23 protein-coding genes, 2 tRNA genes and 1 pseudogene are annotated in these 19,943 nt (G+C 65.0%); 10 read left to right on the forward strand and 16 right to left on the reverse strand.

All coding sequences use genetic code 11. The features are described from left to right. Window positions 1–4 precede the first annotated feature (4 nt). The gene (locus ACQY4Y_RS12375; protein WP_428490922.1) at window positions 5–592 is read right to left on the reverse strand and encodes a chromate transporter; all 588 of its coding nucleotides are present in this window, start codon (window positions 590–592) and stop codon (window positions 5–7) included. A 59-nt stretch (window positions 593–651) separates the two neighbouring features. On the opposite strand from ACQY4Y_RS12375, the gene ACQY4Y_RS12380 reads away from it, so the two are divergent. Next, window positions 652–1,671, forward strand: a complete 1,020-nt coding sequence (locus ACQY4Y_RS12380) for an aldo/keto reductase (RefSeq protein WP_428490923.1) — start codon at window positions 652–654, stop codon at window positions 1,669–1,671. A 48-nt stretch (window positions 1,672–1,719) separates the two neighbouring features. Further along, window positions 1,720–1,796: transfer RNA gene (locus tag ACQY4Y_RS12385), tRNA-Arg, on the forward strand. Window positions 1,797–1,814: 18 nt separating this feature from the next. Here ACQY4Y_RS12385 and ACQY4Y_RS12390 read toward each other — a convergent pair. Continuing rightward, the gene (locus ACQY4Y_RS12390; protein ID WP_428490924.1) at window positions 1,815–2,027 is read right to left on the reverse strand and encodes a hypothetical protein; all 213 of its coding nucleotides are present in this window, start codon (window positions 2,025–2,027) and stop codon (window positions 1,815–1,817) included. 139 nt (window positions 2,028–2,166) lie between these two features. Here ACQY4Y_RS12390 and ACQY4Y_RS12395 point away from each other — a divergent pair, with 139 nt between their 5' ends. From ACQY4Y_RS12395 to ACQY4Y_RS12410, 4 genes are all read left to right on the forward strand, one after another. Continuing rightward, window positions 2,167–2,796 (forward strand): TetR/AcrR family transcriptional regulator, encoded by a 630-nt coding sequence (locus ACQY4Y_RS12395; RefSeq protein ID WP_428490925.1) that lies wholly within the window; start codon window positions 2,167–2,169, stop codon window positions 2,794–2,796. A gap of 128 nt (window positions 2,797–2,924) precedes the next feature. Beyond that, window positions 2,925–3,872 (forward strand): NADP-dependent oxidoreductase, encoded by a 948-nt coding sequence (locus ACQY4Y_RS12400; RefSeq protein WP_428490926.1) that lies wholly within the window; start codon window positions 2,925–2,927, stop codon window positions 3,870–3,872. A gap of 136 nt (window positions 3,873–4,008) precedes the next feature. Continuing rightward, window positions 4,009–4,923: an aldo/keto reductase family oxidoreductase gene (locus ACQY4Y_RS12405; protein ID WP_428490927.1), complete on the forward strand. Its 915-nt coding sequence runs from the start codon at window positions 4,009–4,011 to the stop codon at window positions 4,921–4,923. Between the two features lie 4 nt (window positions 4,924–4,927). Next, window positions 4,928–5,314, forward strand: a complete 387-nt coding sequence (locus tag ACQY4Y_RS12410; protein ID WP_428490928.1) for a VOC family protein — start codon at window positions 4,928–4,930, stop codon at window positions 5,312–5,314. Between the two features lie 340 nt (window positions 5,315–5,654). Here ACQY4Y_RS12410 and ACQY4Y_RS12415 read toward each other — a convergent pair whose 3' ends face one another. The 3 genes from ACQY4Y_RS12415 to ACQY4Y_RS12425 form a co-directional block, all read right to left on the reverse strand. Then, the gene (locus ACQY4Y_RS12415; protein ID WP_428493629.1) at window positions 5,655–6,479 is read right to left on the reverse strand and encodes an IS3 family transposase; all 825 of its coding nucleotides are present in this window, start codon (window positions 6,477–6,479) and stop codon (window positions 5,655–5,657) included. After that, a complete protein-coding gene (locus tag ACQY4Y_RS12420; protein ID WP_428489847.1) occupies window positions 6,452–6,802 on the reverse strand; it encodes a transposase in 351 nt (116 codons plus the stop codon). The genes ACQY4Y_RS12415 and ACQY4Y_RS12420 overlap by 28 nt, the downstream gene beginning before the upstream one ends. A 724-nt stretch (window positions 6,803–7,526) precedes the next feature. Next, a tRNA-Gly gene (locus tag ACQY4Y_RS12425) sits at window positions 7,527–7,601 on the reverse strand. A 309-nt stretch (window positions 7,602–7,910) separates the two neighbouring features. On the opposite strand from ACQY4Y_RS12425, the gene ACQY4Y_RS12430 reads away from it, so the two are divergent. Continuing rightward, window positions 7,911–8,561, forward strand: a complete 651-nt coding sequence (locus tag ACQY4Y_RS12430; RefSeq protein ID WP_428490929.1) for a hypothetical protein — start codon at window positions 7,911–7,913, stop codon at window positions 8,559–8,561. Window positions 8,562–8,947: 386 nt separating this feature from the next. On the opposite strand, the pseudogene ACQY4Y_RS12435 reads toward ACQY4Y_RS12430, so the two are convergent. The 5 genes and pseudogenes from ACQY4Y_RS12435 to ACQY4Y_RS12455 all read right to left on the reverse strand — a co-directional run. Continuing rightward, window positions 8,948–9,435, reverse strand: a pseudogene (locus tag ACQY4Y_RS12435) (transposase); the annotation flags it as partial. A 30-nt stretch (window positions 9,436–9,465) separates the two neighbouring features. After that, window positions 9,466–9,936 (reverse strand): MmcB family DNA repair protein, encoded by a 471-nt coding sequence (locus ACQY4Y_RS12440; RefSeq protein ID WP_428490930.1) that lies wholly within the window; start codon window positions 9,934–9,936, stop codon window positions 9,466–9,468. Next, window positions 9,936–10,226, reverse strand: a complete 291-nt coding sequence (locus tag ACQY4Y_RS12445; protein ID WP_428490931.1) for a 4a-hydroxytetrahydrobiopterin dehydratase — start codon at window positions 10,224–10,226, stop codon at window positions 9,936–9,938. Before ACQY4Y_RS12445 ends, ACQY4Y_RS12440 begins: the two co-directional genes overlap by 1 nt. 1 nt (window position 10,227) lies before the next feature. Then, on the reverse strand, window positions 10,228–10,482 hold the full coding sequence (locus ACQY4Y_RS12450) for a hypothetical protein (protein ID WP_428490932.1): 255 nt from the start codon (window positions 10,480–10,482) through the stop codon (window positions 10,228–10,230). 198 nt (window positions 10,483–10,680) lie between these two features. Then, entirely contained in the window at window positions 10,681–11,394 is a 714-nt protein-coding gene (locus ACQY4Y_RS12455; protein ID WP_428490933.1) for an SDR family NAD(P)-dependent oxidoreductase, read from the reverse strand. Window positions 11,395–11,401: 7 nt separating this feature from the next. On the opposite strand from ACQY4Y_RS12455, the gene ACQY4Y_RS12460 reads away from it, so the two are divergent. Then, window positions 11,402–12,553 carry a LysR family transcriptional regulator gene (locus ACQY4Y_RS12460; RefSeq protein ID WP_428490934.1) on the forward strand — a complete coding sequence of 384 codons (1,152 nt, stop codon included), beginning with the start codon at window positions 11,402–11,404 and terminating at the stop codon, window positions 12,551–12,553. Between the two features lie 60 nt (window positions 12,554–12,613). Here the strand turns inward: ACQY4Y_RS12460 and ACQY4Y_RS12465 are convergent, their stop codons facing one another. Together ACQY4Y_RS12465 and ACQY4Y_RS12470 are read right to left on the reverse strand one after the other, a co-directional pair. Beyond that, the gene (locus tag ACQY4Y_RS12465; RefSeq protein WP_428490935.1) at window positions 12,614–14,032 is read right to left on the reverse strand and encodes a M20 family metallopeptidase; all 1,419 of its coding nucleotides are present in this window, start codon (window positions 14,030–14,032) and stop codon (window positions 12,614–12,616) included. 4 nt (window positions 14,033–14,036) lie between these two features. Beyond that, window positions 14,037–14,327 (reverse strand): DNA-3-methyladenine glycosylase I, encoded by a 291-nt coding sequence (locus tag ACQY4Y_RS12470; RefSeq protein WP_428490936.1) that lies wholly within the window; start codon window positions 14,325–14,327, stop codon window positions 14,037–14,039. A 409-nt stretch (window positions 14,328–14,736) separates the two neighbouring features. On the opposite strand from ACQY4Y_RS12470, the gene ACQY4Y_RS12475 reads away from it, so the two are divergent. Further along, window positions 14,737–15,225, forward strand: a complete 489-nt coding sequence (locus ACQY4Y_RS12475; protein WP_428490937.1) for a PEP-CTERM sorting domain-containing protein — start codon at window positions 14,737–14,739, stop codon at window positions 15,223–15,225. A gap of 243 nt (window positions 15,226–15,468) precedes the next feature. On the opposite strand, the gene ACQY4Y_RS12480 is transcribed toward ACQY4Y_RS12475, so the two are convergent. The 4 genes from ACQY4Y_RS12480 to ACQY4Y_RS12495 all read right to left on the reverse strand — a co-directional run bounded on the left by ACQY4Y_RS12480 (window position 15,469) and on the right by ACQY4Y_RS12495 (window position 17,916). Then, window positions 15,469–15,666 (reverse strand): hypothetical protein, encoded by a 198-nt coding sequence (locus tag ACQY4Y_RS12480; RefSeq protein ID WP_428490938.1) that lies wholly within the window; start codon window positions 15,664–15,666, stop codon window positions 15,469–15,471. A 160-nt stretch (window positions 15,667–15,826) separates the two neighbouring features. Beyond that, window positions 15,827–16,408 (reverse strand): DNA-3-methyladenine glycosylase I, encoded by a 582-nt coding sequence (locus ACQY4Y_RS12485; protein ID WP_428490939.1) that lies wholly within the window; start codon window positions 16,406–16,408, stop codon window positions 15,827–15,829. After that, window positions 16,405–17,556, reverse strand: a complete 1,152-nt coding sequence (locus ACQY4Y_RS12490; RefSeq protein WP_428490940.1) for an acyl-CoA dehydrogenase family protein — start codon at window positions 17,554–17,556, stop codon at window positions 16,405–16,407. Before ACQY4Y_RS12490 ends, ACQY4Y_RS12485 begins: the two co-directional genes overlap by 4 nt. Before the next feature lie 60 nt (window positions 17,557–17,616). Then, on the reverse strand, window positions 17,617–17,916 hold the full coding sequence (locus ACQY4Y_RS12495; protein WP_428490941.1) for a hypothetical protein: 300 nt from the start codon (window positions 17,914–17,916) through the stop codon (window positions 17,617–17,619). 145 nt (window positions 17,917–18,061) lie between these two features. Between ACQY4Y_RS12495 and ACQY4Y_RS12500 the strand changes: the two genes are divergently transcribed. Next, entirely contained in the window at window positions 18,062–19,336 is a 1,275-nt protein-coding gene (locus tag ACQY4Y_RS12500; RefSeq protein ID WP_428489471.1) for an ISNCY family transposase, read from the forward strand. Window positions 19,337–19,943 lie beyond the last annotated feature (607 nt).

A 19,943-nucleotide genomic window follows, 5' to 3' on the forward strand; every position in this document is an offset into this window, starting at 1 on the left:
AGACTCATCGTGGCCGGGTTGCCCAGGCCAGAAGCAGGCTGACCGGCATCATCAGCAGCAGCACGTGCAGCAGCGAGAAGCCGAACACGCCGATCGACAGCGTGACGACGGCGGTGACGGCGATCGGGACCAGGCCGCTGATATTATGCCGAGCCAGACGGACCCCGGTGCCGAGGTTGAGGCCGATCGCCACGGCGCCCATGCCCCCCAGCGCGGCGCTGACCCAGGCGCCCCCGGTGCTGCCCTGGCTGTGCAAATACAGCAGGCCGGCCGCCAGGACGATGACCACAGGCAGTGCCGTCAGACCGCAGAAGCAGGCGACGGCGCCGGCCGCGCCGCGCATCTGGGTGCCGATGAACACCGCGAGGTTGACGTTGGTCGCCCCCGGCACAAGCTGCGACAAGGCGTAGCCGGACAGGAACTGCTTGTCGTCCAGCCAGCCGCGTTTCTGCACCACCTCCCGCCGGGTCCAGGCGGCAAGGCCGCCGCCAATGCTCATCATGCCGATGCTGACAAAGCTGCCGAACAGCGAAGCCAACGACGGCGAGCCGGAGCGCTGGTCAGACGGTTCGCAGTCGGGCCGATTCCCCATCGCTGCATTCAACCCCGTCCGGTGTAGGCTGGACAGAGACAAAAACCAGGAGACGACGGATGGAATATCGCGGATTGGGTCGCAGCGGGCTGAAAGTGTCGCCGCTGTGTCTGGGCACGATGATGTTCGGCGGCGCGACCGACGATTCGACCGCGCACCGGATCGTTGCGCGAGCCAAGGACCAGGGGGTCAACTTCATCGACTCGGCCGACGGCTACAACGGCGGCAAGTCGGAACAGGTGGTGGGTCAGGCGATCCGGGAACATCGGTCGTGGTGGGTGCTGGCGACGAAGTGCGCCAACCCAACCGGACCCCAGGGGAGCCGGGATCCGAATGCGCGCGGATTGTCCCGCCGCCATGTGCAACATGCGGTCGAGGCCAGCCTGCGCCGGCTGGGGGTCGAGGAAATCGACCTGCTCTATCTGCACAAGGAGGATCACGCCACCCCATTGGCCGAGACGGTGCGCGCGCTGGCCGACCTGATCCGGGCCGGGCGGATCCGCTATTTCGGCCTCTCCAACTATCGAAGCTGGCGGGTCGCGGAGATTTGCCGTCTGTGTGACGAGGCCGGCATCGACCGGCCGGTGGCCAGCCAGCCGCTGTACAATGCCCTGAACCGCGAAATCGAGACCGAACACCTGCCGGCCTGCAGCTATTTCGGGCTGGGCGTGGTGCCATACAGTCCGCTGGCCCGCGGCGTGCTGACCGGGAAATATGCCCCCGACATGCCGCCGCCGGCGGGAACTCGGGCAGGGCGGCAGGACCGGCGGATGCTGGAATCGGAATGGCGGCCAGAGAGCCTGCACATCGCCCGCGAGATCGCCGAACACGCGCAGGCCAAACAAGTCTCGCCTGGGCAGTTCGCGTTCGCCTGGGTGCTGAACAACCGCTTCGTCACCGCGGCGATCGGCGGCCCTCGGACCGAGCCGCAGTGGGAGGACTACGTCGGTGCGCTATCGGTCCGGCTGGACGCGACGGATGAGGCGTTGGTTGATCGGCTGGTCTCCCCGGGGCACCCTTCGACGCCAGGATATAACGATCCGGCTTACCCGATCGAGGGGCGCTTGGCCCGTGGTTGACGCGTTTGGGGCTTCGTTTTGGCCGGAGTTCTGCTATCGTGGCGCAATGTCCCCGTAGCTCAGCAGGATAGAGCACAAGATTCCTAATCTTGGGGCCGTGCGTTCGAATCGCGCCGGGGACACCAGGTAACTTACTGTTTAAGTTATATTGTTCTTGAATTCTGGCTGGCTACAAGCCACGGGATATTTGCTCTGACAGGACGTAGATCTGGAATCACGGATCCGTCAGGCCGCAGCAACTTCGACAGTCGCGCCTTGAGTGCCTCGATCTCGAAGCGCTGCTCGATCAGGCCGGAGCGGGCGATCGCCAGTTCCGTCCGCTGCGCCAGCAAAGGCTTCTTTGCTCGCCACGGCATCAGAATTACCCTTCCTGGCTTGTGCTTTCCCGCTACACAACGATACTGCACGGCATCGTTCTTAAGAACCGCTACCGTAGCGTATCCTATGGATCAAGCGAAAGGTTGGAAAGTGGCCGGGAATCCTCAGGACAAGCGCGTGGAGCGCTCAAAGGCGGCGGTACTGGCCGAAACTTATCGGCAGCTCACGCAGAGTGGCATGAGCGGGGTGAGCATCGACGACGTGGCCCGAAATTCAGGTGTAGCCAAGACAACCATCTACCGCCACTGGCCATCGCGCTCTGCGCTGCTGATCGATGCCTGCTCTCGCATGGGGGGGGCACAAGCCGTTCCTGACAAGGGCAATCTCCGTAGTGACCTGCAGGCGCTCACGGCAACCGTGGCCGAGCAGCTCCGGACGGCTGCCTGGCCTTCCGTCCTTCCTTCAATCATAGATGCGGCTCAGCGTGATCCGAACATCGCCGCCATGCATTCCGCAATGCACGAGGGCAACATGGCCCCGTTCTATGCCATCGTGGAACGCGCCAAGGGGCGTGGCGAGATTCCCCCGGACAGCCACGCAGCTGACTTCATCGCCGCGGCACTAGGCCCGCTTTTCTATCGACGCTGGTTTTCCAACGAGGCGATCGACGATCGCTTCGTCGACGCGGTCGTCAATTCCGCAGTCGAGGTCGCGATCAGGGGAAGCACGCACGGATCGGCCGCCACCAACGTAAAGAGCGCTCGGCCGTCGACCGTCCGCCGTTCTGCACGACGGAAGCCCGAGTGATCTGTCGAAATTAGCGCGAGAGAAGGCGTTGACATATACGCTACGCAACGGTAGCGTATAAAAACTACGAGGACGTTTCGTAGCATAAATTGGCCCTATCCGGCGAAGCATTTTAAGGAGATTTTCCTGTGGCAACGCAAAAAGCCTATCGCCTACACTCTTATGGCGGCCCTGAATCCATTCAGCTCGACGACGTGCCGGTTCCAACCGCTGGCCCCTCGCAGGTTCTTGTCGCCGTCAGCGCCGTCGCGATCAACCCGTTCGACTGGAAGATCCGGGAAGGTTGGGTCAAGGACGAGATGCCCCTACCGCTGCCGTATGTCCTGGGGGTAGACTTCTCGGGCACCGTCGTGGCGCTCGGTAAGGGCGCGTCCCGCTTCAAGGTCGGCGACCGGGTCATGACGATGTCGAACACCCTGGGCGCCTTCGCCGAGCACATCGTGGTCAACGAAGCTACCCTGGCCCGCGTGCCTGACTCGCTCAGCGACTACGACGCCGCCACCCTTCCGATCCCCGGCATCACCGCCTGGCGATCAGTCCACGAGGCGGGCGAGCTGAAGCCCGGGGCGAAGGTGCTGATCCATGGCGCCTCGGGCACCGCCGGATCTCTCGCCGTCCAGTTCGCCAAGGCCGAAGGCGCCTACGTCATCGGCACCGCCTCGGCGAAGAACCGCGACTACGTCATGGGCCTGGGCGCTGACGAATTCATCGACTATCAGACGGAACGTTTCGAGGATCGCGTCAAGGACGTCGATCTTGTCCTCGACTATGTCCTCGTCGGTGGCGACATGAGCACCACCGATCGTTCCTGGAGCGTGCTCAAGCCGGGAGGAGCGATCGTGACCGTCGCGGACCCCTCCGTCCTGGGGAAAGTCCCGGAAGGCCGTAGAGCTTTTTTCCCGCACATCGTGGCCGACGCGGATCTGCTGCAATCCATTGGTGAGAAGCGTGCGTCGGGTGAGATCAAGACGAAGGTCGCGCGGGTGTTCACCCGTGGCGAACTGCTCGACGCCATGGAGATCAATCGCGCTGGCGGTGGGACGGGGCGGCTGATCGTGGACTTCAAGAAGGCCTAACGGCTTGGCGCGAAGCGGCTGATGGGCCGGTTCGGATCACTCTTTCGAAGCAGCCGGGAATGTCCATTCGTGCAATCGAACAGGCATTCCCGCACGCCGCCGGACGCGGAAGAGATCGCTACCAAGGAGCATGTCGATGGCAATCAATGACACGAAAATTAGCAGGGAAGAACTCGGCGGACAGTTCACCTTCCCCGGCACATCCATGGCCGTTCGCCGAGTTGGCTACGGCGCGATGCAACTCGCGGGGCCGGGCGTCTTCGGACCGCCCAGGGACCGGGCCACGGCGCTGGCGGTGCTCCGCGAAGCCGTCGACCGCGGCGTCGATCACATCGACACCAGCGACTTCTACGGCCCACATGTCGTGAACCAGTTGATCCGCGAGGCGCTGCACCCCTACCCCGACGATCTCGTCATCGTCACCAAGGTCGGCTGCATCCGCGGGGCGGACGGGTCGTGGCCTCCGGCCTATTCCCGCGAGGAGCTGACGCAGCAGGTTCACGACAATCTGCGCAACCTGGGGCTGGACCAGCTCCACATCGTCAACCTCCGGGTCCGGGACGACATGGGCCCGATCGAAGCGCCGCTGTCCGTCCTCGCCAATTTCCAGCAGCAGGGCCTGATTCGGCACATCGGCCTCAGCGGCGTGACATCACCGCAGATCGAACAGGGCCGCGCGATGGTGCCGATCGTCTGCGTCCAGAACCATTATAATGTCGCCCACCGCGGCGACGATGCCATAATCCACGATCTGTCGAGCCAGGGCATCGCCTATGTCCCGTTCTTCCCGCTCGGCGGCTTCGATCCGGTGCAATCGTCGACGCTCAACGATGCGGCGGCGCGGCTGGGCGCCACGCCGATGCAGGTGGCGCAGGCCTGGCTGCTGCATCGCTCCCCCAACATCCTTCTCATCTCCGGCACCTCGTCGATCGACCATCTGCGGGAGAACATCGCCGTGGGAGAGATCGAACTCGTGCCCGAGGTGCTGGCCGAGCTGGATGGCATTGCGGAACAGACAGCACCGCGCAAACCAGCCGAGCGAAAGGAGTGATCCTATGCCGATCCAGTTCAATCACACCATCATATACTCGACCGACCGCGGCCGGTCGGCACGATTCCTGGCGGACATTCTCGGTCGAGCCGCCCCGGTCCGTGCAGGACCGTTTGAGGTCGTCCAACTCGACAATGGCGTGTCCCTGGATTTCTCTACTTCCAGCGGGCCGATCCGCCCCCAGCATTACGCGTTTCTGATCGACGAAGAGATTTTCGACGACGTGCTGGGCCGCATCCAAGCCCTTGGTCTCGAATTCTGGGCCGATCCCTGGCAGAATCGACCCCGCGAAATCAACCACAATGACGGCGGCAGGGGCGTCTACTTCCCCGATCCAGACGGTCATTATCTCGAAGTCATCACGAAGCCCTACGGAAGCGGCGTAGGGTGACGGCGGGAGATAGGCAAACTCCGCAACCTGATCCGGCCCGTGGAAAAGAGAATCACGGTCTCGCAATCCGGCTGATGCTGCTCTGGCTTCCGGGTGCCGCGTTGCGACTGACGGTTCTCGCTTTGCCTCCCGTGTTGGAAGAGGCCACATCGGCTCTCGGCTGAACGCCATCGACATCGGTGTGCTCACAGCGATACCTCCGTTCGCCTTCGCTGTCGGGGCGATCCCGGGCGCGATGCTGATTGGACGGATAGGCGCGCTACGCTGCCTTTTGCTCGGTCTGGTGGTCACCGCATCGGGCGCTGCTGCGAGTGGAGTGCGCCCCTGCGGGTGGACAGAATCAAGCCAGCATTTTGACCGTCTGGCGGGTGTGTTGATCCTCAAACTGGGCCGGGCTGAGATAGCCAAGCGCTGAATGCAGTCGTTTGGTGTTGTAGACCTCGTCGATGAAGCGTGGAAGACCGGCGGTAACATCCTCGAAGGTTTCATAGGCTGCCAAGTAAACCGCCTCGACCTTCAAGGTTTTCATGAAGCTCTCGGCTTTGGCATTATCATAGGGATTGCCGCGTCGGCTCATCGAACCTTTTAGGCCGTACTCGGCAATCAAAGTGCGATAGGCGTCCGACGCGTATTGCGCCCCCCGATCGGAATGGTGAATACAATCCTTGGGCGGCTGACGCAGGCGGATGGCGGCCTTGAAGGCGGCGATCGCAATCCGGGCATCCATCGATCGGCTGATGGCGTAGCCGATCACTTTGCGCGACCAGGCGTCCAGGATGGCGGCGAGATAGACGAAGCCACCCGGGATCGCCACATAGGTCAGGTCCGCGATCCAGAGCTGATTGGAGCGCTCGACCACCAGGCCCTTGGTCAGGTTCTTGAAGATCGGGCTGGCATGGTTGCTGTCGGTGGTGACGACATGCCGTCGGCGGCGCTTCGGTTGCAGATCATGCTCGCGCATCAGGCGGCGGATCTTCTTGCTATTCACCACCATACCCTGGTGGCGGAGGGCCGCACTCACCCGTCGGTACCCGTAGCACTCAAATTCGTCACAGATCTTGCTGATCCGTTGGACGAGATCGTCCTGAGACGCCGCGATGGGCGGTGCGTCGTAGAACGTCGAGCGCGCCAGCCCCATCAGTTCGCACCCCCGGCGGGCGGTGATGCCACGGGGCCGGTGACGACGGAGGTATTCGCGCTTTTCGGCCGGGGTGCCTGCTTGAGAGCCCCCTTTAGCATCTCGATCTCCAGCGCCTGGCGACCGACCATCCGCTCCAGAGCTGCGATCTTGGCTTCGTATTCCTGAAGCAGGTCAGCCGCCTGGACATCATCATCCAACGCCCCGGCTTCAAACTTGCCAACCCAGATCCGGATCAGCTGGCGCGAGATGTCGTGGCGCTTGGACAGCGCATGCAGCGCCTCCCCGGCGATGAATTCCTCGGCTACCTGCCGCTTGAACGCCGCACTATGGGAACGATGCTTGGTCATGGCTTCTAGTCTCCAGAAGCCCGATCAGGGGGGTCAAATCTACGAACTCAAACTGTCTACCCGCAGGGGCGCACTCCACAGGGGGGGTCAGTTTTCCAGCGGTGGCAACAGCGGGAAGGTTTCAGTTTGCAGGTTCGGGACTCGAGCTTGTTCCACGAATATCAAGCGGCGGATTGCCAATCGTGACCGCTCCAACTCTGCGGAAAGTCGCAGGAGTAGCGGACCGATGCGACCTGTGATTCTTGAAAGAGTTGAAGTCGACTCGAGGTCGCTCGCCGCAGCCTTGGCAGGTCTAAGCGAATCACGAAGGATTCGCAGTGAAAGGAAATGGCGCACCCACAGGACTCGAACCTGTGACCTTCGGCTTCGGAGGGCAACGGTCAACGGCCAAGATGCCACAACTACCTGACCGCTCTGGCTGGCGGCTTACCAGGACCGCTTACCCGCGCCCGGAGGGACTTTGGGTAAGCGCCATCCATTGGCTGTGCCGCCTCTCGCACGTGTGCATTGGGCGCAGCGGAGCCGTTCCTCCCACACCAGCAGATGCGAATCTTGCTTCTCTGGCGGATGACCCGCAGGTCTGATGCCAGCCGTCGGGGATCTCCCGCCAGAAATCGCCCTCCGCGCGTTTACCTCTCGCTTACCCAGCATTTATCCGGAGACTAGGTAAGCAAAAACGGCCCCGAAGGGCCGTTCTTATCAACTTCAAATCTCTAAGAGATTTTGGAGCGGGCGAAGGGATTCGAACCCTCGACCCCAACCTTGGCAAGGTTGTGCTCTACCCCTGAGCTACGCCCGCACTCTGATCCGAAACCGCCTGTTAAGCAGATTAACCCCCCAACGCAAGCGCCCGCAACCCAATGTGTCAGCCCAACATAGGAATGTCCATTCCGTGCAACATTAGAATGTCCCCATTCGAGCGTGGTTCGAATGGGGGGCGGCGTGTCCGGCTGGGTTCTGGCGATGAGTGCTTCGGAGCGGAAGCGGGCGTGCCTGGTGCGGCAGGCGGTGCGGGGTGAACTGAGCCAGCGCGAGGCTGCGGAGCGGTTGGGGATTGGCGTGCGTCAGTTCAAACGCCTGGCTGCGTGGTTGGCGGATCGAGGACCACATGGGGTTGGTTTTGCGTCACCGCGGGTATCCGTCACATCGTCGCATCAGCGAGCGGACGCGTGGTCGTATCGAGGCTCTTCTGCGACCGAAGTATGTGGATTTCGGTGCCTCCCTGGCGGCGGAAAAGCCGCGGGAGTTGGACGCCATCAAAGTCTCGGTCGAGACGGTGCGGCGGATCCAGATCGGCCTTGGGCTATGGCGGCCGAAGACGCGCCGGGCGCGGCGCGTGTTCCAGTTGCGTCAATGCCAGCCGCGGTTGGGCGAACTGATCCAGATCGACGGCGGTCCGCACGATTGGTTCGAGGGGCATGGTCCGCGCTGCACGCTGATTGTGTTCATCGACGACGCAACCGGGCGGCTGACGACGCTGCGGTTCGCGCCGGTGGGGCCGGGTGCAGCCTACCTGGCGGCGTTGCGCGATCATGGTCTGACGCATGGCCGCCGGATGCTTCACTCCTCAACCTCCACCTCGCCGAGATCAGGCTGCCCGACAAGATCGTGGTGTTGGCGCTGCCGCCCTACGCCCCGGAACTCAACCCGATGGAGAATGTCCGAGACCACCTTCATGCCAACAAACTCTCCGGCTGCGTCTGGGACAGCTACGAGGCGATCCTCGGGGCGTGCGCCAAGTCCTGGAATTGGCTGGTGAATGATTCAGATCGAATCCGATCCATCGCACCAGGGAGTGGGCAACGGTCAATGTCCAGGACCACTGTGTATGAGGCGTTTTCGGTCTCACCCTTACCCATCGTTGGATCGCTAACGGTAACGGACGGAATGACCCTCCTCGGCAAGCTGCCACGACGTTCTTGATCCACGTTTTTGGGTTCGATCGAAGCGCCGATTCCTCCGTCCCGACCTGGCGATCGCATCGGCAGTCGCGCGCAGGCCCGGTCAAATTCGCCGCTTGCGGCGGCACCGCAGCCACGCGCAACCTCGCCGGGGCGAGCCTGGCGAGGACCCACAATTTGATCGGGTTGAGCACGACGCCAAGCTTCGGCCAGGCGTGGCGCGGTGTTGCCTGGGGCCACCTCATCAACCCTCCCGCGTGAAGCGCTCCGCGTAGAGGATCGCGAGCGGGTTCATCGCCTCCTTCCAATGATGCGCCGCGCTGCCCTAGCCGGCGGCGATAGTGCGCAACGCCAGCCAGATCAGCTTGCGGGCCGCATCGTCACGGGGAAAATGACCCCGCGTCTTGATGATTGTCCGCCGTCTGGCATTCACGCTTTCAACCGCATTGGTGGTCTGGATCACGCGCCTGATCTCGGGCGGAAAGGCAAAGAACCGGATCACCTGGTCCCAGGTCCGCCCCACCAGGCCGCCCCCACGGTCGGGAATTTCCGCCCCCATTCACCCGCCTCGAACGCGTCCAGCGACGCAACGGCAATCGCCGCACTGGCGGCATAGATCGGACGCAACGCCGCCAGCGGTTTACGGTCCTTCGACCTGGCGTAATCAAGGCTGTTGCGGATCAAATGCACAATGCAGGTCTGCAACGTCGTCCACGGAAACACCGCCGCCCGGGATAGCGGCGACCATCGCCGCCCAAACCATCAATCCTCGCTCAACCCCAACGCCAGGTCCGCCACCCCCATCGGGTCCTCCAACGCCGCCAGCCGCCCCGCCGCCAGCCAGGCAAAGCGCTCCAACATCGCCTTGCGCCGGCCCGCAGCCAGCCGCACGCACATCGGCTCGCGCAACACCTCCGCCTCGCGTCCGGCACAGACGATCAGGCCGGTCTCGGCCGGCAGCACGCCAGACGGAAAATCGGCATCCACCGCAAAGAAGAACTGATCGCAAAACGGCTGATACTCCAGCCACTTGGCATCGCTCAGATAGTCCCGCAGACCCGACTTCACCTCGATGCAGACAAATCCGCCCCCCGGCTGCAGCGCCAGGATATCCGCCCGCCGCCCATTCCCCAACCGCACCTCGTGCAGCGGCGCCCAGCCGTGCCGCAGACACAACCTGGCCGCCGCTCGGCGCACCAGCGAAGTCCGTTCAGGAAACCCGAGCCCGTCCATCAACCCAGGATTTGATTGATCGCCTGAGCCAGTTGCACATCCTTATCCGACAATCCGCCGGCATCGTGGGTCGATAGTTCGATCCGGACCGTGTTCCACGTGTTGCCCCAATCCGGGTGGTGGTCCAACTTCTCGGCCGCCATCGCCACGCGGGTCATGAACCCCCAAGCCGCGCTGAAGTCGGCGAATTTGAAATCCCGCCGGATCGCATCGCGGTCGATCGCCGGTGCCCATCCTGGAACCGTGGTCCCCAGCTTGCCCCGCTCGCTCTCGTTCAGCCGTGTCGCCATCTCACTCTCCCGTTTCGGATAACCGCGCCATCTCCTCCAGCGCCTCGGTGGACCCGGTCATGAACCCCGGCACCACCCAACGGCAGGTGGGGATGTGGTCCACCAGGCCAACACCCTGGGCGACAAAGTAGCGGACCAGGGCGCCCGCCGCTTGGTTGCCGGCCTCGTTGCTCCGGGTCGCCTCGGCCATCGCGGGCTCGCTGATCAGCCCCCGCGACGGTATCGGAGGCGCGCCTGGACTGGCCATGCCACGCATCGGTCCGTCCCAGCGGCCATTGCCTGGTCGCCCCGCAGGTTGGCGTTTTGGGCCATGGATCGCAATGGGGGATATCGGTACAGGCTGCGGCGGCGTCGCACTCTGGATCGCGGCGACACATGATGCCGCCGGCGCCTCGCCTGCCGGCGACCTCATGCAAGGTGGATGGTCGCGCCGCCGCCCCAGGCGGTGTTCGTGTCAGCCTGCGGTCTTGCCGCCGTCGGCGGTCATCACCTGGCCGGTAATGAATGATGCCTGCCCGGAGGCCAGAAACAGGATCACTCGGGCGATCTCTTCGGGCCGGCCGATGCGACCCAGCGGCACACCCCCTAGCAGCGCTGCCTTCCGGTCCGCCGTGCCGGTGAAGCGGTTCAGCATTCCCGTCTCGGTCGGACCAGGCGCCACGGCGTTTACCCGCACCCCAAAGCGCGCGGCTTCCAGGGCGGCGGACTTGGTGATCCCCTCGACCGCGTGCTTGCTGCCGACGTACATCGAAGCGCCGGCGGCGCCCTCATGACCATAGGTCGAAGAGATGTTCACGATGCTGCCGCTCCCTTGTGCCTGCATGACGCGCAGCTCGTGCTTCAGACTGAGCAACGTGCCAAGGACGTTGGTATCGAAAGTGGCGGCGTAGCTCTCCGCGCTCTGTTCCGTCAGCGGCCCGGGCCGGCCTTCGGTCCCCGCGTTGTTGACGGCCGCGTCCAGCCGGCCGAAGCGAGACACCGTTCGATCCACCAGATCGCGGACATCGTCCTCACGCCGCACGTCGGCCGCAATGAAATCGGCTTCCGTGCCAAAACCGCGCAGCTCCGCCGCCAGAGCCTCGCCCGCTCCCTGATGGCGCCCCGCGACCATCACGCTGCTGCCCTCCTCGGCAAAGGCAATCGCCGCCGCGCGGCCGATCCCGGTCAACGCCCCGGTGATCAGAATAACTGGCTTTGTCCATCTGCTTACCCCATGTTGGAACGGTGCCGGCAGCACCCAAATCAGCGCCATGCCGCTGACGGTGCGGACCTCAGGTGCCCCGATCGCCGGCGTCAGCCAGGATCTGGGCGCCGCTGGAGATGTTGAAAAAGACTTTGTAGGTTGGCCGCCATACCTGCGAGGCATCGCCGCCATGGAGCTTCGCCACCTGCGTTACTTCGTTGCCGTTGCCGAGGCGGGCAGCCTGACCCTTGCCGCCGAACGCCGGCTGCATACCGCGCAGCCATCGCTGAGCCGTCAGATTCGTGATCTGGAGCTCGAGGTCGGTGCGACACTGCTGGTTCGCAGCGCACGCGGCACCGAGCTGACAGCGGCCGGCCGAGCGTTCCTTGACCATGCTCGCCTCGCCCTGGCGCAGGTCGACGCGGCCAGGCACGCCGCGCTGCAGGCGGCTCAGACCGACAAGAAAAGCTTCGCCGTCGGCTTCCTCAGCGGACACGAACTCGAATGGCTCGGAGAGGCGATGCGTATTCTCCGCGACGAATTGCCGAACATCGAAGTCACCATCTCAAGCAATCATTCTCCCGCCCTCGCCGATGCTCTCGTCAGCCGCAAACTAGATATCGCCTTCCTCAGGCGCGAAACAGAAACCCCTGATCTCGACTATCGACTTCTGCGACAGGAACCGCTGGTGGTGGTGCTGCCAAGCGATCACCGTCTTGCGAAGCAAGAAACGATATCGCCCTGCGACTTGGCAGCGGAAACGTTTGTTGGAATATCAGATACGTCCCCGGTCGTACGAGGGATCATCGAGGCCTACCTCCGCCGTCGTGGCATCAATCTGACACCGGCGCACGAGGTCGACTACCTTTCGATGGCGATTTCGCTCGTGGCCTCAACCCGTGGCGTGACCTTGCTCCCAATCTACGCGCTCAGCTTCCTCCCAGCCTCGGTAACCAGCCGGCGATTGACCGGCGAGGCCCCCTCGGTGGACCTTGTTCTCGGCTACCATAAGTCGAACACCTCACCGCTGCTTCGGCTTTTCCTGTCGAAGGTCGACGAGATCATCGCCCGGGTGGACCAACGGCCTGCTTCGGCGCGACCGGACCACGACGGTGGATCCGCGTCACGCCGGGCCGAACCGTAAGCTGCCGCCTTGAGAATACCCGTTACTCCAAATTAATGGACCCAGCCTTGTCCGGCGCGCTCAAGCCGACATCCCGACCGGCGGATCCAACTCCGCCGGCAACGGACAGACATAAGGCGTCCGTCCCACCCGCGCCTGATGATCCGCCTTCGCCCGCGCCAGCAGCGTCTCGTCCCGCATCACGTCCAGCGCCGTGCCCGCCATTACCTTCGCCACATGCACCAGCCCCTTGTGCGCCGCCGCCATCTTGCCCTGAGCCGTCAACTGCCACGAATGCCCCGGCGTCCCGATCGCATACGTCGCCCCCCTGGCCTGCACCGTTGGCACCACCCAGCTCACATCCCCCACATCGGTCGATCCCACACCGCCATGCGGCCGCGCATCCGCCGCCACGATCTCATCGCATAACGCAGTGCCAGGCTTCACCGCCATCCCCGCCCGGCGATACGCCGCCGCGATATCCTCCTCCGTCAGCGTCGCCTGGAATTCCGCCGCCGCGGCGCGATCGGCGTCATCGAACGGCGGCGGCCCGATGCGGTCCAGATTGTCCTGCATCGCCTGCTCCAGCGGCCGGTTCGCCAGCAGGTTCGACACCGCGCTGACCACTTCGGCCGTCACCTTGGTCTCCGTCATCAGCGCCGCCCCATCGGCAATCTTGCGCACCCGCCCGATCAGCGCCGACAACTCCGGCAGCGTCGCCGCCCGCACCAGGTAGCGCACCTTGGCGAACGCCTGCACCACGTTCGGCGCCACCCCGCCGGCATCCAGGATTGCCGCGTGAACCCGCGCATCCGACGGCATGTGCTCGCGCATGTAGTTCACCCCCACGCTCATCAGCTCCACCGCGTCCAGCGCGCTGCGCCCCAAATGAGGCGACGCCGCGGCATGCGAAGCCCGCCCCTGGAACGCAAAATCGATCCGCGTATTGGCCAGCGAGTGCGCCGGATTGACCCCGGAGAACGACGACGGATGCCACGAGATCGCCACATCAACATCGCTGAACACCCCGGCCCGAGCCATGAACCCCTTCGCCGCGCCACCTTCCTCGGCCGGGCAGCCATAATACCGCACCCGCCCCTTCAAACCGTTGGCGTGGAGAAAATTCTTCACCGCCGTCGCCGCCAGCAGCGATGCCGACCCCAGCAGGTTATGCCCGCAGCCATGCCCGAACCCCGCGCCCGGCAGCGGCCTCTGCTCCGCCACCCCGGCCTCCTGGGACAGCCCGGGCAGGGCGTCATACTCCCCCAGGATGGCGATCACCGGACCATCCTCGCCGGCCTCGCCCATCACCGCGGTCGGAATCCCGGCCACCTCGCGACTGACCCGGAACCCCTTCGCCTCCAGCATCGCCGTGTGTTCGGCGCAGGACCGGAACTCGGTGTAGCAAAGCTCCGGCATCCCCCACACCCGGTCCGACAGCGCGATAAAATCGTCCTGCTGGGCATCGATCAACGTCCAGATCTCTTCGGTATTGCGCATCGGGTCACTCCTGGGTGTGCCAATCTGGGCTGTGCCGGAAACAATGCCGCAGGTGATCGTCCACCATACAGCTCGCCTGCATGGCCGCGCAGCATAGGGTGGAACCGACGAAACGGAAGCCGTCGCGCCTCAGGGCCTTGCTCATCAGGTCGGATTTCGCGGTCGTCGCCGATACCCTGCCTCGCTCAGTCCAGTGGTTGCAGATCGGTGTATCGCCAACGAACGACCACCGATAGCAGTTGAGGGCGCCCTGCCGCGCGATCGCCGCCAGCGCGGCACGAGCATTGTCGCGCACAGAATATGAATATCCTTCTTACCCATCATGGAGCCGGCTCGACAGTGCCCATCCATTCGTTACGACGCGGATGAGCCTGCCCTTCGGTTGATTGACAAGGCCGCACCGGCAAGCGCCGGAAAGCGTGTGTCGGAGAACCTTACACAATCGGGCCCTGTACCCCGTCATCTCTTAACTAAGAGATTGATATATCCCATAGATCTGAAGTGGCATTGGCCTTGCTTCCGCACCAGCTTGCGCGCCCGGAAGGCGCACGAACAGGAGAATAACGATGCACACAATAACGAAGCATACTCGGTTTCTGGGCGGCATGGTAGCTGCCCTGCTGCTTACCGCCGGGGCAGCCCATGCCACGACGTTCGTCGGCACCGACTCTTTCACTGACCTCGGCTCCGGCTCATCCAACTCGGTGAATTTCACCGGCACAAGCGACAGCCCGATCAATTTCACAACCAGCGCCGGCCACAGCAACTCTATCAACGACCTGATGACGATTACCGCAAAGGACTCGAACGTCTTCTCCAATAGCGGCACCGACAACATCGAGGTCAACTTCAACTTCACCCAGCCGTCGGACGGCAACGGCAACGTCCAAGGCTCCGGGACCGAAGACATAGCGTTCTTCGGGCTTTTCGATCTCGCCTCCGGCAACATTACCTGGAACAACCCAGGGACAATTACCTTTGCCGATGGAGCCATCCTGAATGTCACTTTGACCCCCGTCACGATGCCGACGACGTTCGGCACCACCGATTCGGTACAGATCGGCGCCACCTTCAAGGACGTGCAGGATCCGAAGTCCACGCCGGTTCCCGAGCCGATGTCGCTGGCCCTGCTCGGAACCGGCATCTTCGGTCTGGGCCTGGTTGGTCGCCGGCCGGCCAGCAAATCCGCCTGACAGCCTAGGCGGGGCCTCTCCGCTCACACATAAAGGGCGTCCGCGTCGCGGCGGGCGCCCGCTTGTGTGATCTGTTGGCCACACCCACGACGACGCACTTCGTCAGCGCCACCGCCCCGCACAACGGCGCCGCCACGGTCCAACAGCGGACTCGGTCCCGGATGTGCTCCACGACGGCCCAAGTCACGCCGCGCGGACCGGCGCAATGCAGGTGACCAAGAAGCTGTGGAAGGTAAGCGACGATCAGGCCGCGCGGTTCGCGCCCGGCAGCAGCGGCGCGGCGGTGCAGGTCGGCGACGCCGAAACCGCCCAACCGGTGAGGCCAGCTTCTTGCGACGGTCCGGGTAAGCTGTCGTATTCACCCAGTATGGCAATGACTGGGCCGCCTTCGCCCACCTCACCCGTCATCCCCGTCGGAATGGCGGCCACTTCTCGGCTCACCGGAACCGCCTCGCCTCCAGCATCGCGGTATGTCCGGCGCACAATCGGACCTCGGTGTAGCACAGCTCTGGCATCTCCCAGCTCGGGTCGGACAATGCGATCAGTCGTCCTGACGGGTGTCGACCAGGCGCCGGACTTCCTCGGTTATTGCGTATCGGGTTCACTCCTGGGCTTGCCCGTCTGGGCGGTGCCGGAAGCAGCTCCGCATGTGGTCGTCCACCATCCCGCTCGCCTGCATGAACGCATAGCATATGGTGGACCCGACAAAACGGAAGCCCGCCCGCTTCAGCGCCTTGCTCATCGCATCCGACAGCGCCGAGGTCGCCGGCACCTGCCCGCGCTCGGTCCAGCCGTTGCGGATCGGCTGGCCGCCGACGAACGACCACAAATACCGGTCCAGGCTGCCGAAGCCTGCGATCGCTGCCAGCGCGGCGGCGGCATTGTCGCGCACCGAATAGATCTTCAGCCGGTTGCGGATCAGCCCCGACTCCGCAACCAGGCCGTCCAACTCGGCACCCCCCATCGCTGCCACAAGCTCGATGTCGAAACCATGATAGGCCTCGCGATACGCCTCCCGCCGCGCCAGAACCGTGCGCCACGACAGCCCGGCCTGAGCCCCCTCCAGCGTCAACAGTTCGAACAACGCGCGATCGTCATGCCGCGGCACGCCCCATTCGGCGTCGTGGTATGCCTGCATCCGGGCATCAGCGTTCTCCGCCCAATGGCAGCGGGTCAGCGTCACCCGCCCACAGTCCCGCCGCTCCCAGTCCCGCCGCTCCCAGTCCCGCCGCTCCCAGTCCCGCCACCCGCCGCCCCGCCCCGAAGCGCCGCCTCGCCCAGCCGAACCTGCCGCGCCAGCCTGGCGCCGCGGGCGATCGACAACGTGGCGTCCAGGTCCGCCAGCAGCCCCGCCAGCCGATCCCTGACCCCCGGCGCCAGCATCAGGGCCTGCGCCCGCACCCGCCCGAGGATCTCGATCGCCAGGATGCGCAGACCCACCAGCGTCGCCTCGCCAGTCCGCATCGGCCCGGAGTCCAGCCTGCCGACCACCGCCTCCGCACCGGCCTGCAACACCGCAACAAGCGCCACGATCGCCCCCAGCTCGGCGCCAATCTCAGCCGCCCCTGGCCCCGCCGCCGACCCTGGCCCCGCCGCCGCCAAAGGCGCCGTTCCCCGCCCCGCGGCCTGCGTCGCCCCGCCGGCCCCGGCAAACAACCCCACCGCGTGCCGCAGCGCTCCCAGCGTGCCGAACGTGCCAACCGCGTCCTCGATATCGCGGAACGGCAGCGCCATCGCCTCATAGGCGCCGCCCTCCGCCCCCAGCATCGCCGCGGCCGGGACCACGGCCCCCTCCAGTGTCAGCAGACAGTGCCGAGACGGCCGCAGCGCATGAAACCCCGCCATTTCCTCGAACCCCAGCCCGGGCGTGTCGCTGGGCACCAAAAACGCGCTGTAGCGCTTGCGCCCCCGATCCTGCCCAGTGATCGCGAATACGATGATCGCATCCGCCGACGGCCCATCGCTCACCCAGGCCTTCCGCCCGCTGATCCGGAAGCCTTGCCCCACCACCTCGGCCCGTGTGCTCAGCAATTTCGGGTGCGCCCCCACCTCCGGTTCCGAAATCGCCACCGAAAGCGCCCGCCCGCTCCATGCCGCTTGCTGCGCCGCGCTGCCGAAACCGCCCAGGAAATGGCGGAACACCAGTTGCCGCCCGCCCCAGACGCCGCCGATGCCCAAGCGCCCGGTGCGCTCGACCAGCACCGCCTTGCCCCGACCGATGGCGGCATAATCCGCCACCGGCTCCAGCAATCCGGCCCGCCGCATCCCAGGCAGAGGGTCGTGTTCAAGGTCCGGGTCCCGCGCCAGCCAAGTCTCGATCGGATCAGCCATCGCGCCACTCTGCCACGCCGGGGCAGGGCATCAAGCCCGGGCCCATCTCCAATCCGGCAATCACGCCGACCGCAACGCCGAGGCCATCAGCCATGCGCCCCGAGGCTGCTTCATCCCGGTGGTCGCCCTGGTGGTCGCCACGTGATCGAACCGCTGACCCGAAAGGACACGGTGCTGCGCCGCTTCGGCAATCCCCGCGATAAATTCGCCCTCAGCGGCGGCGCCATGCGAGGCCCAGCCCCCACCACCCCAACCGCTGCACTCTCCGCATGAGCACGACCAGATCGCCGCCACGCCATCCATTCTCGCCGTCAACGGCGTCCCCGCGACCGCCACCACGCTGGCCGAGCGCTTCCGCAAAGGGCGCCGCGTTCTGCCCCAAATCGAGGCCGCACGCCCCGCCATGGTCGGCGTCGGCGGCCGCAGCGTCCAGCCCCGCCGCGTCGCTGTTAGCCCCAAGTAGGAATGTCCCCTCCGTCCAAAGTTAGAATGTCCCCTTTTGCGCATGCTTGGGGACGCAATGGCCGAGACGGGGTTGTGGATGACGCAGGCGGAGCGCGATCGCGCCTATTGGGTGCGCCAGTCGATCGAATGTCGGTTGGGCCAGGCTGAAGCAGCGGAGCGCGTTGGCCTCAGTGTCCGCCAATTCAAGCGCTTGGTGCGTAAGGCGAAGACTGAGGGCGACGCGGGTCTGGTTTCGCATCAGCGCGGCCGGCCATCGAACAACCGGATGTCGGCGGCGCTGCGCGGTCGTATCGCGACGCTGCTGAGGGACAAATACCCCGACTTCGGCGCGACGCTGGCGGCGGAGAAGCTGCTGGAGTTGGACGGGATCGTCGTTTCGGCAGAGACGATCCGCCAGATGCAGATCGGCCTTGGCCTGTGGCGGCCCAAGCGCCGCCGGGCCAGGCGGGTGTTTCAGCTCCGCCAGCGGCGTCCGCGGTTTGGCGAGTTGATCCAGATCGACGGCAGTGCGCACCACTGGTTCGAGCGGCGCGGGCCGCGCTGTGCGCTGATCGTGTTCATCGACGACGCCAGCGGCCGGCTGACCGCGCTACGCTTCGCCCCGGCGGAGACGACGGCGGCCTATCTGGCGGCGCTGCGCGGCCACGTGCTGGACCATGGCCGGCCGCTGGCGTTCTACTCCGACCGGCACGGCATCTTCCGGATCAACGCTAAGGACGCCACGAGCGGCGACGGCAAGACCGAGTTCGGACGGGTGGCGGATCGGCTTGGGATCGAGCCGATCCATGCGCTGACCCCGCAGGCCAAGGGTCGTGTCGAGCGCGCCAACCAGACCCTGCAGGACCGGCTGGTCAAGGAGATGCGTTTGGCCGGCATTGGCTCGATCGAGGCGGCGAATGGCTTCGCGCCGGCGTTCATGGCGCGCTTCAACGCAAAGTTTGCGGTGCCGCCGCGCGACCCGGCTTCGGCGCACCGGCCGTGGACGAAGACCGCGCAAGCGTTGGACGACGAACTGGCACGGCGCGAGCAGCGGGTGCTGTCGAAGGCGCTGACCTTCCGCTCCGGCGGGACGATGTATTGCGTCAAGACACCCGGGCCTGGCACCGCGCTGCGCGGCGCGAAGGTGACGCTGCATCACTTTCCCGACGGTGCGCTGAGGGTGCATTACAAAGACCGGATCCTGCCGGTAACGGCCTATGCCCGCTATGCCATGCCCGCCCCGGCGGTGGACGGCAAGACCATCGATGCCCGGATCGACGCAATGATCGCTGCGCGGCACATCCCCAACGCCGCGGTTGAAACCGTCCCGGGGTGAGTACAGCCCGCGTAACAGCCGCCGCAGCCGTGGATAAGTGGCCCGCTTGCGCCCGATTCTCAACGATCACTCCAGCGGGCCACTTACCCACCGCTCCAACACCGCGATTGGACTAACGCTTGACCGGTGCCCACCCCCCGCCCAGCCCACAGGGGACATTTTAACTTTGGGGAGTCAGGGGACATCTCTACTTTGCATTGACAGCCCCGCCGCGTCGCCTGAAAATCCGCCCGGGCACGCCGCGCCCGCTCCACCCCAGCGCCGCCGCCAAGGTCCCAGCTCGACGGTGTCCCCAGGCCGCCCTCCTGCGTCATGGCCAGGTATGGCCCGGCCACCCACGACCCGTGCTGAGCAAACCGGCACCGCCGACGAGGGCCGATACCCCGCCGACACACCCGGCCGCAATGCGCCGCGATCGACCCGTCGCCCCGGCCGAGTCCGCCACGCGCACCGATCTGACCCAATTCCCGCCCACCGATCCCGTCGCTCCCCAGACCAAAATCCGGGACCAAAATCCGGGAAAACGAGCCCAGGATACGCTCCAAATCGCGGACTATAAGCACAGTATAGGAAATATTACTTGACAACCCCGCGCCACCCTCGCTAC

It is taken from the genome of Rhodopila sp. (genome assembly GCF_965277165.1).
Lineage (GTDB): Bacteria > Pseudomonadota > Alphaproteobacteria > Acetobacterales > Acetobacteraceae > Rhodopila.

Coding starts and splice junctions, on each gene's coding strand:
- ACQY4Y_RS12410 (WP_428490928.1), top strand. CDS start 4,928: ATGCCGATCCAGTTCAATCACACCATCATATACTCGACCGACCGCGGC.
- ACQY4Y_RS12390 (WP_428490924.1), bottom strand. CDS start 2,027: ATGCCGTGGCGAGCAAAGAAGCCTTTGCTGGCGCAGCGGACGGAACTG.
- ACQY4Y_RS12420 (WP_428489847.1), bottom strand. CDS start 6,802: ATGACCAAGCATCGTTCCCATAGTGCGGCGTTCAAGCGGCAGGTAGCC.
- ACQY4Y_RS12465 (WP_428490935.1), bottom strand. CDS start 14,032: ATGCGCAATACCGAAGAGATCTGGACGTTGATCGATGCCCAGCAGGAC.
- ACQY4Y_RS12450 (WP_428490932.1), bottom strand. CDS start 10,482: ATGCGTGGCATGGCCAGTCCAGGCGCGCCTCCGATACCGTCGCGGGGG.
- ACQY4Y_RS12445 (WP_428490931.1), bottom strand. CDS start 10,226: ATGGCGACACGGCTGAACGAGAGCGAGCGGGGCAAGCTGGGGACCACG.
- ACQY4Y_RS12375 (WP_428490922.1), bottom strand. CDS start 592: ATGGGGAATCGGCCCGACTGCGAACCGTCTGACCAGCGCTCCGGCTCG.
- ACQY4Y_RS12380 (WP_428490923.1), top strand. CDS start 652: ATGGAATATCGCGGATTGGGTCGCAGCGGGCTGAAAGTGTCGCCGCTG.
- ACQY4Y_RS12500 (WP_428489471.1), top strand. CDS start 18,062: ATGCTTGGGGACGCAATGGCCGAGACGGGGTTGTGGATGACGCAGGCG.
- ACQY4Y_RS12430 (WP_428490929.1), top strand. CDS start 7,911: ATGGGGTTGGTTTTGCGTCACCGCGGGTATCCGTCACATCGTCGCATC.
- ACQY4Y_RS12440 (WP_428490930.1), bottom strand. CDS start 9,936: ATGGACGGGCTCGGGTTTCCTGAACGGACTTCGCTGGTGCGCCGAGCG.
- ACQY4Y_RS12490 (WP_428490940.1), bottom strand. CDS start 17,556: ATGGCTGATCCGATCGAGACTTGGCTGGCGCGGGACCCGGACCTTGAA.
- ACQY4Y_RS12405 (WP_428490927.1), top strand. CDS start 4,009: ATGGCAATCAATGACACGAAAATTAGCAGGGAAGAACTCGGCGGACAG.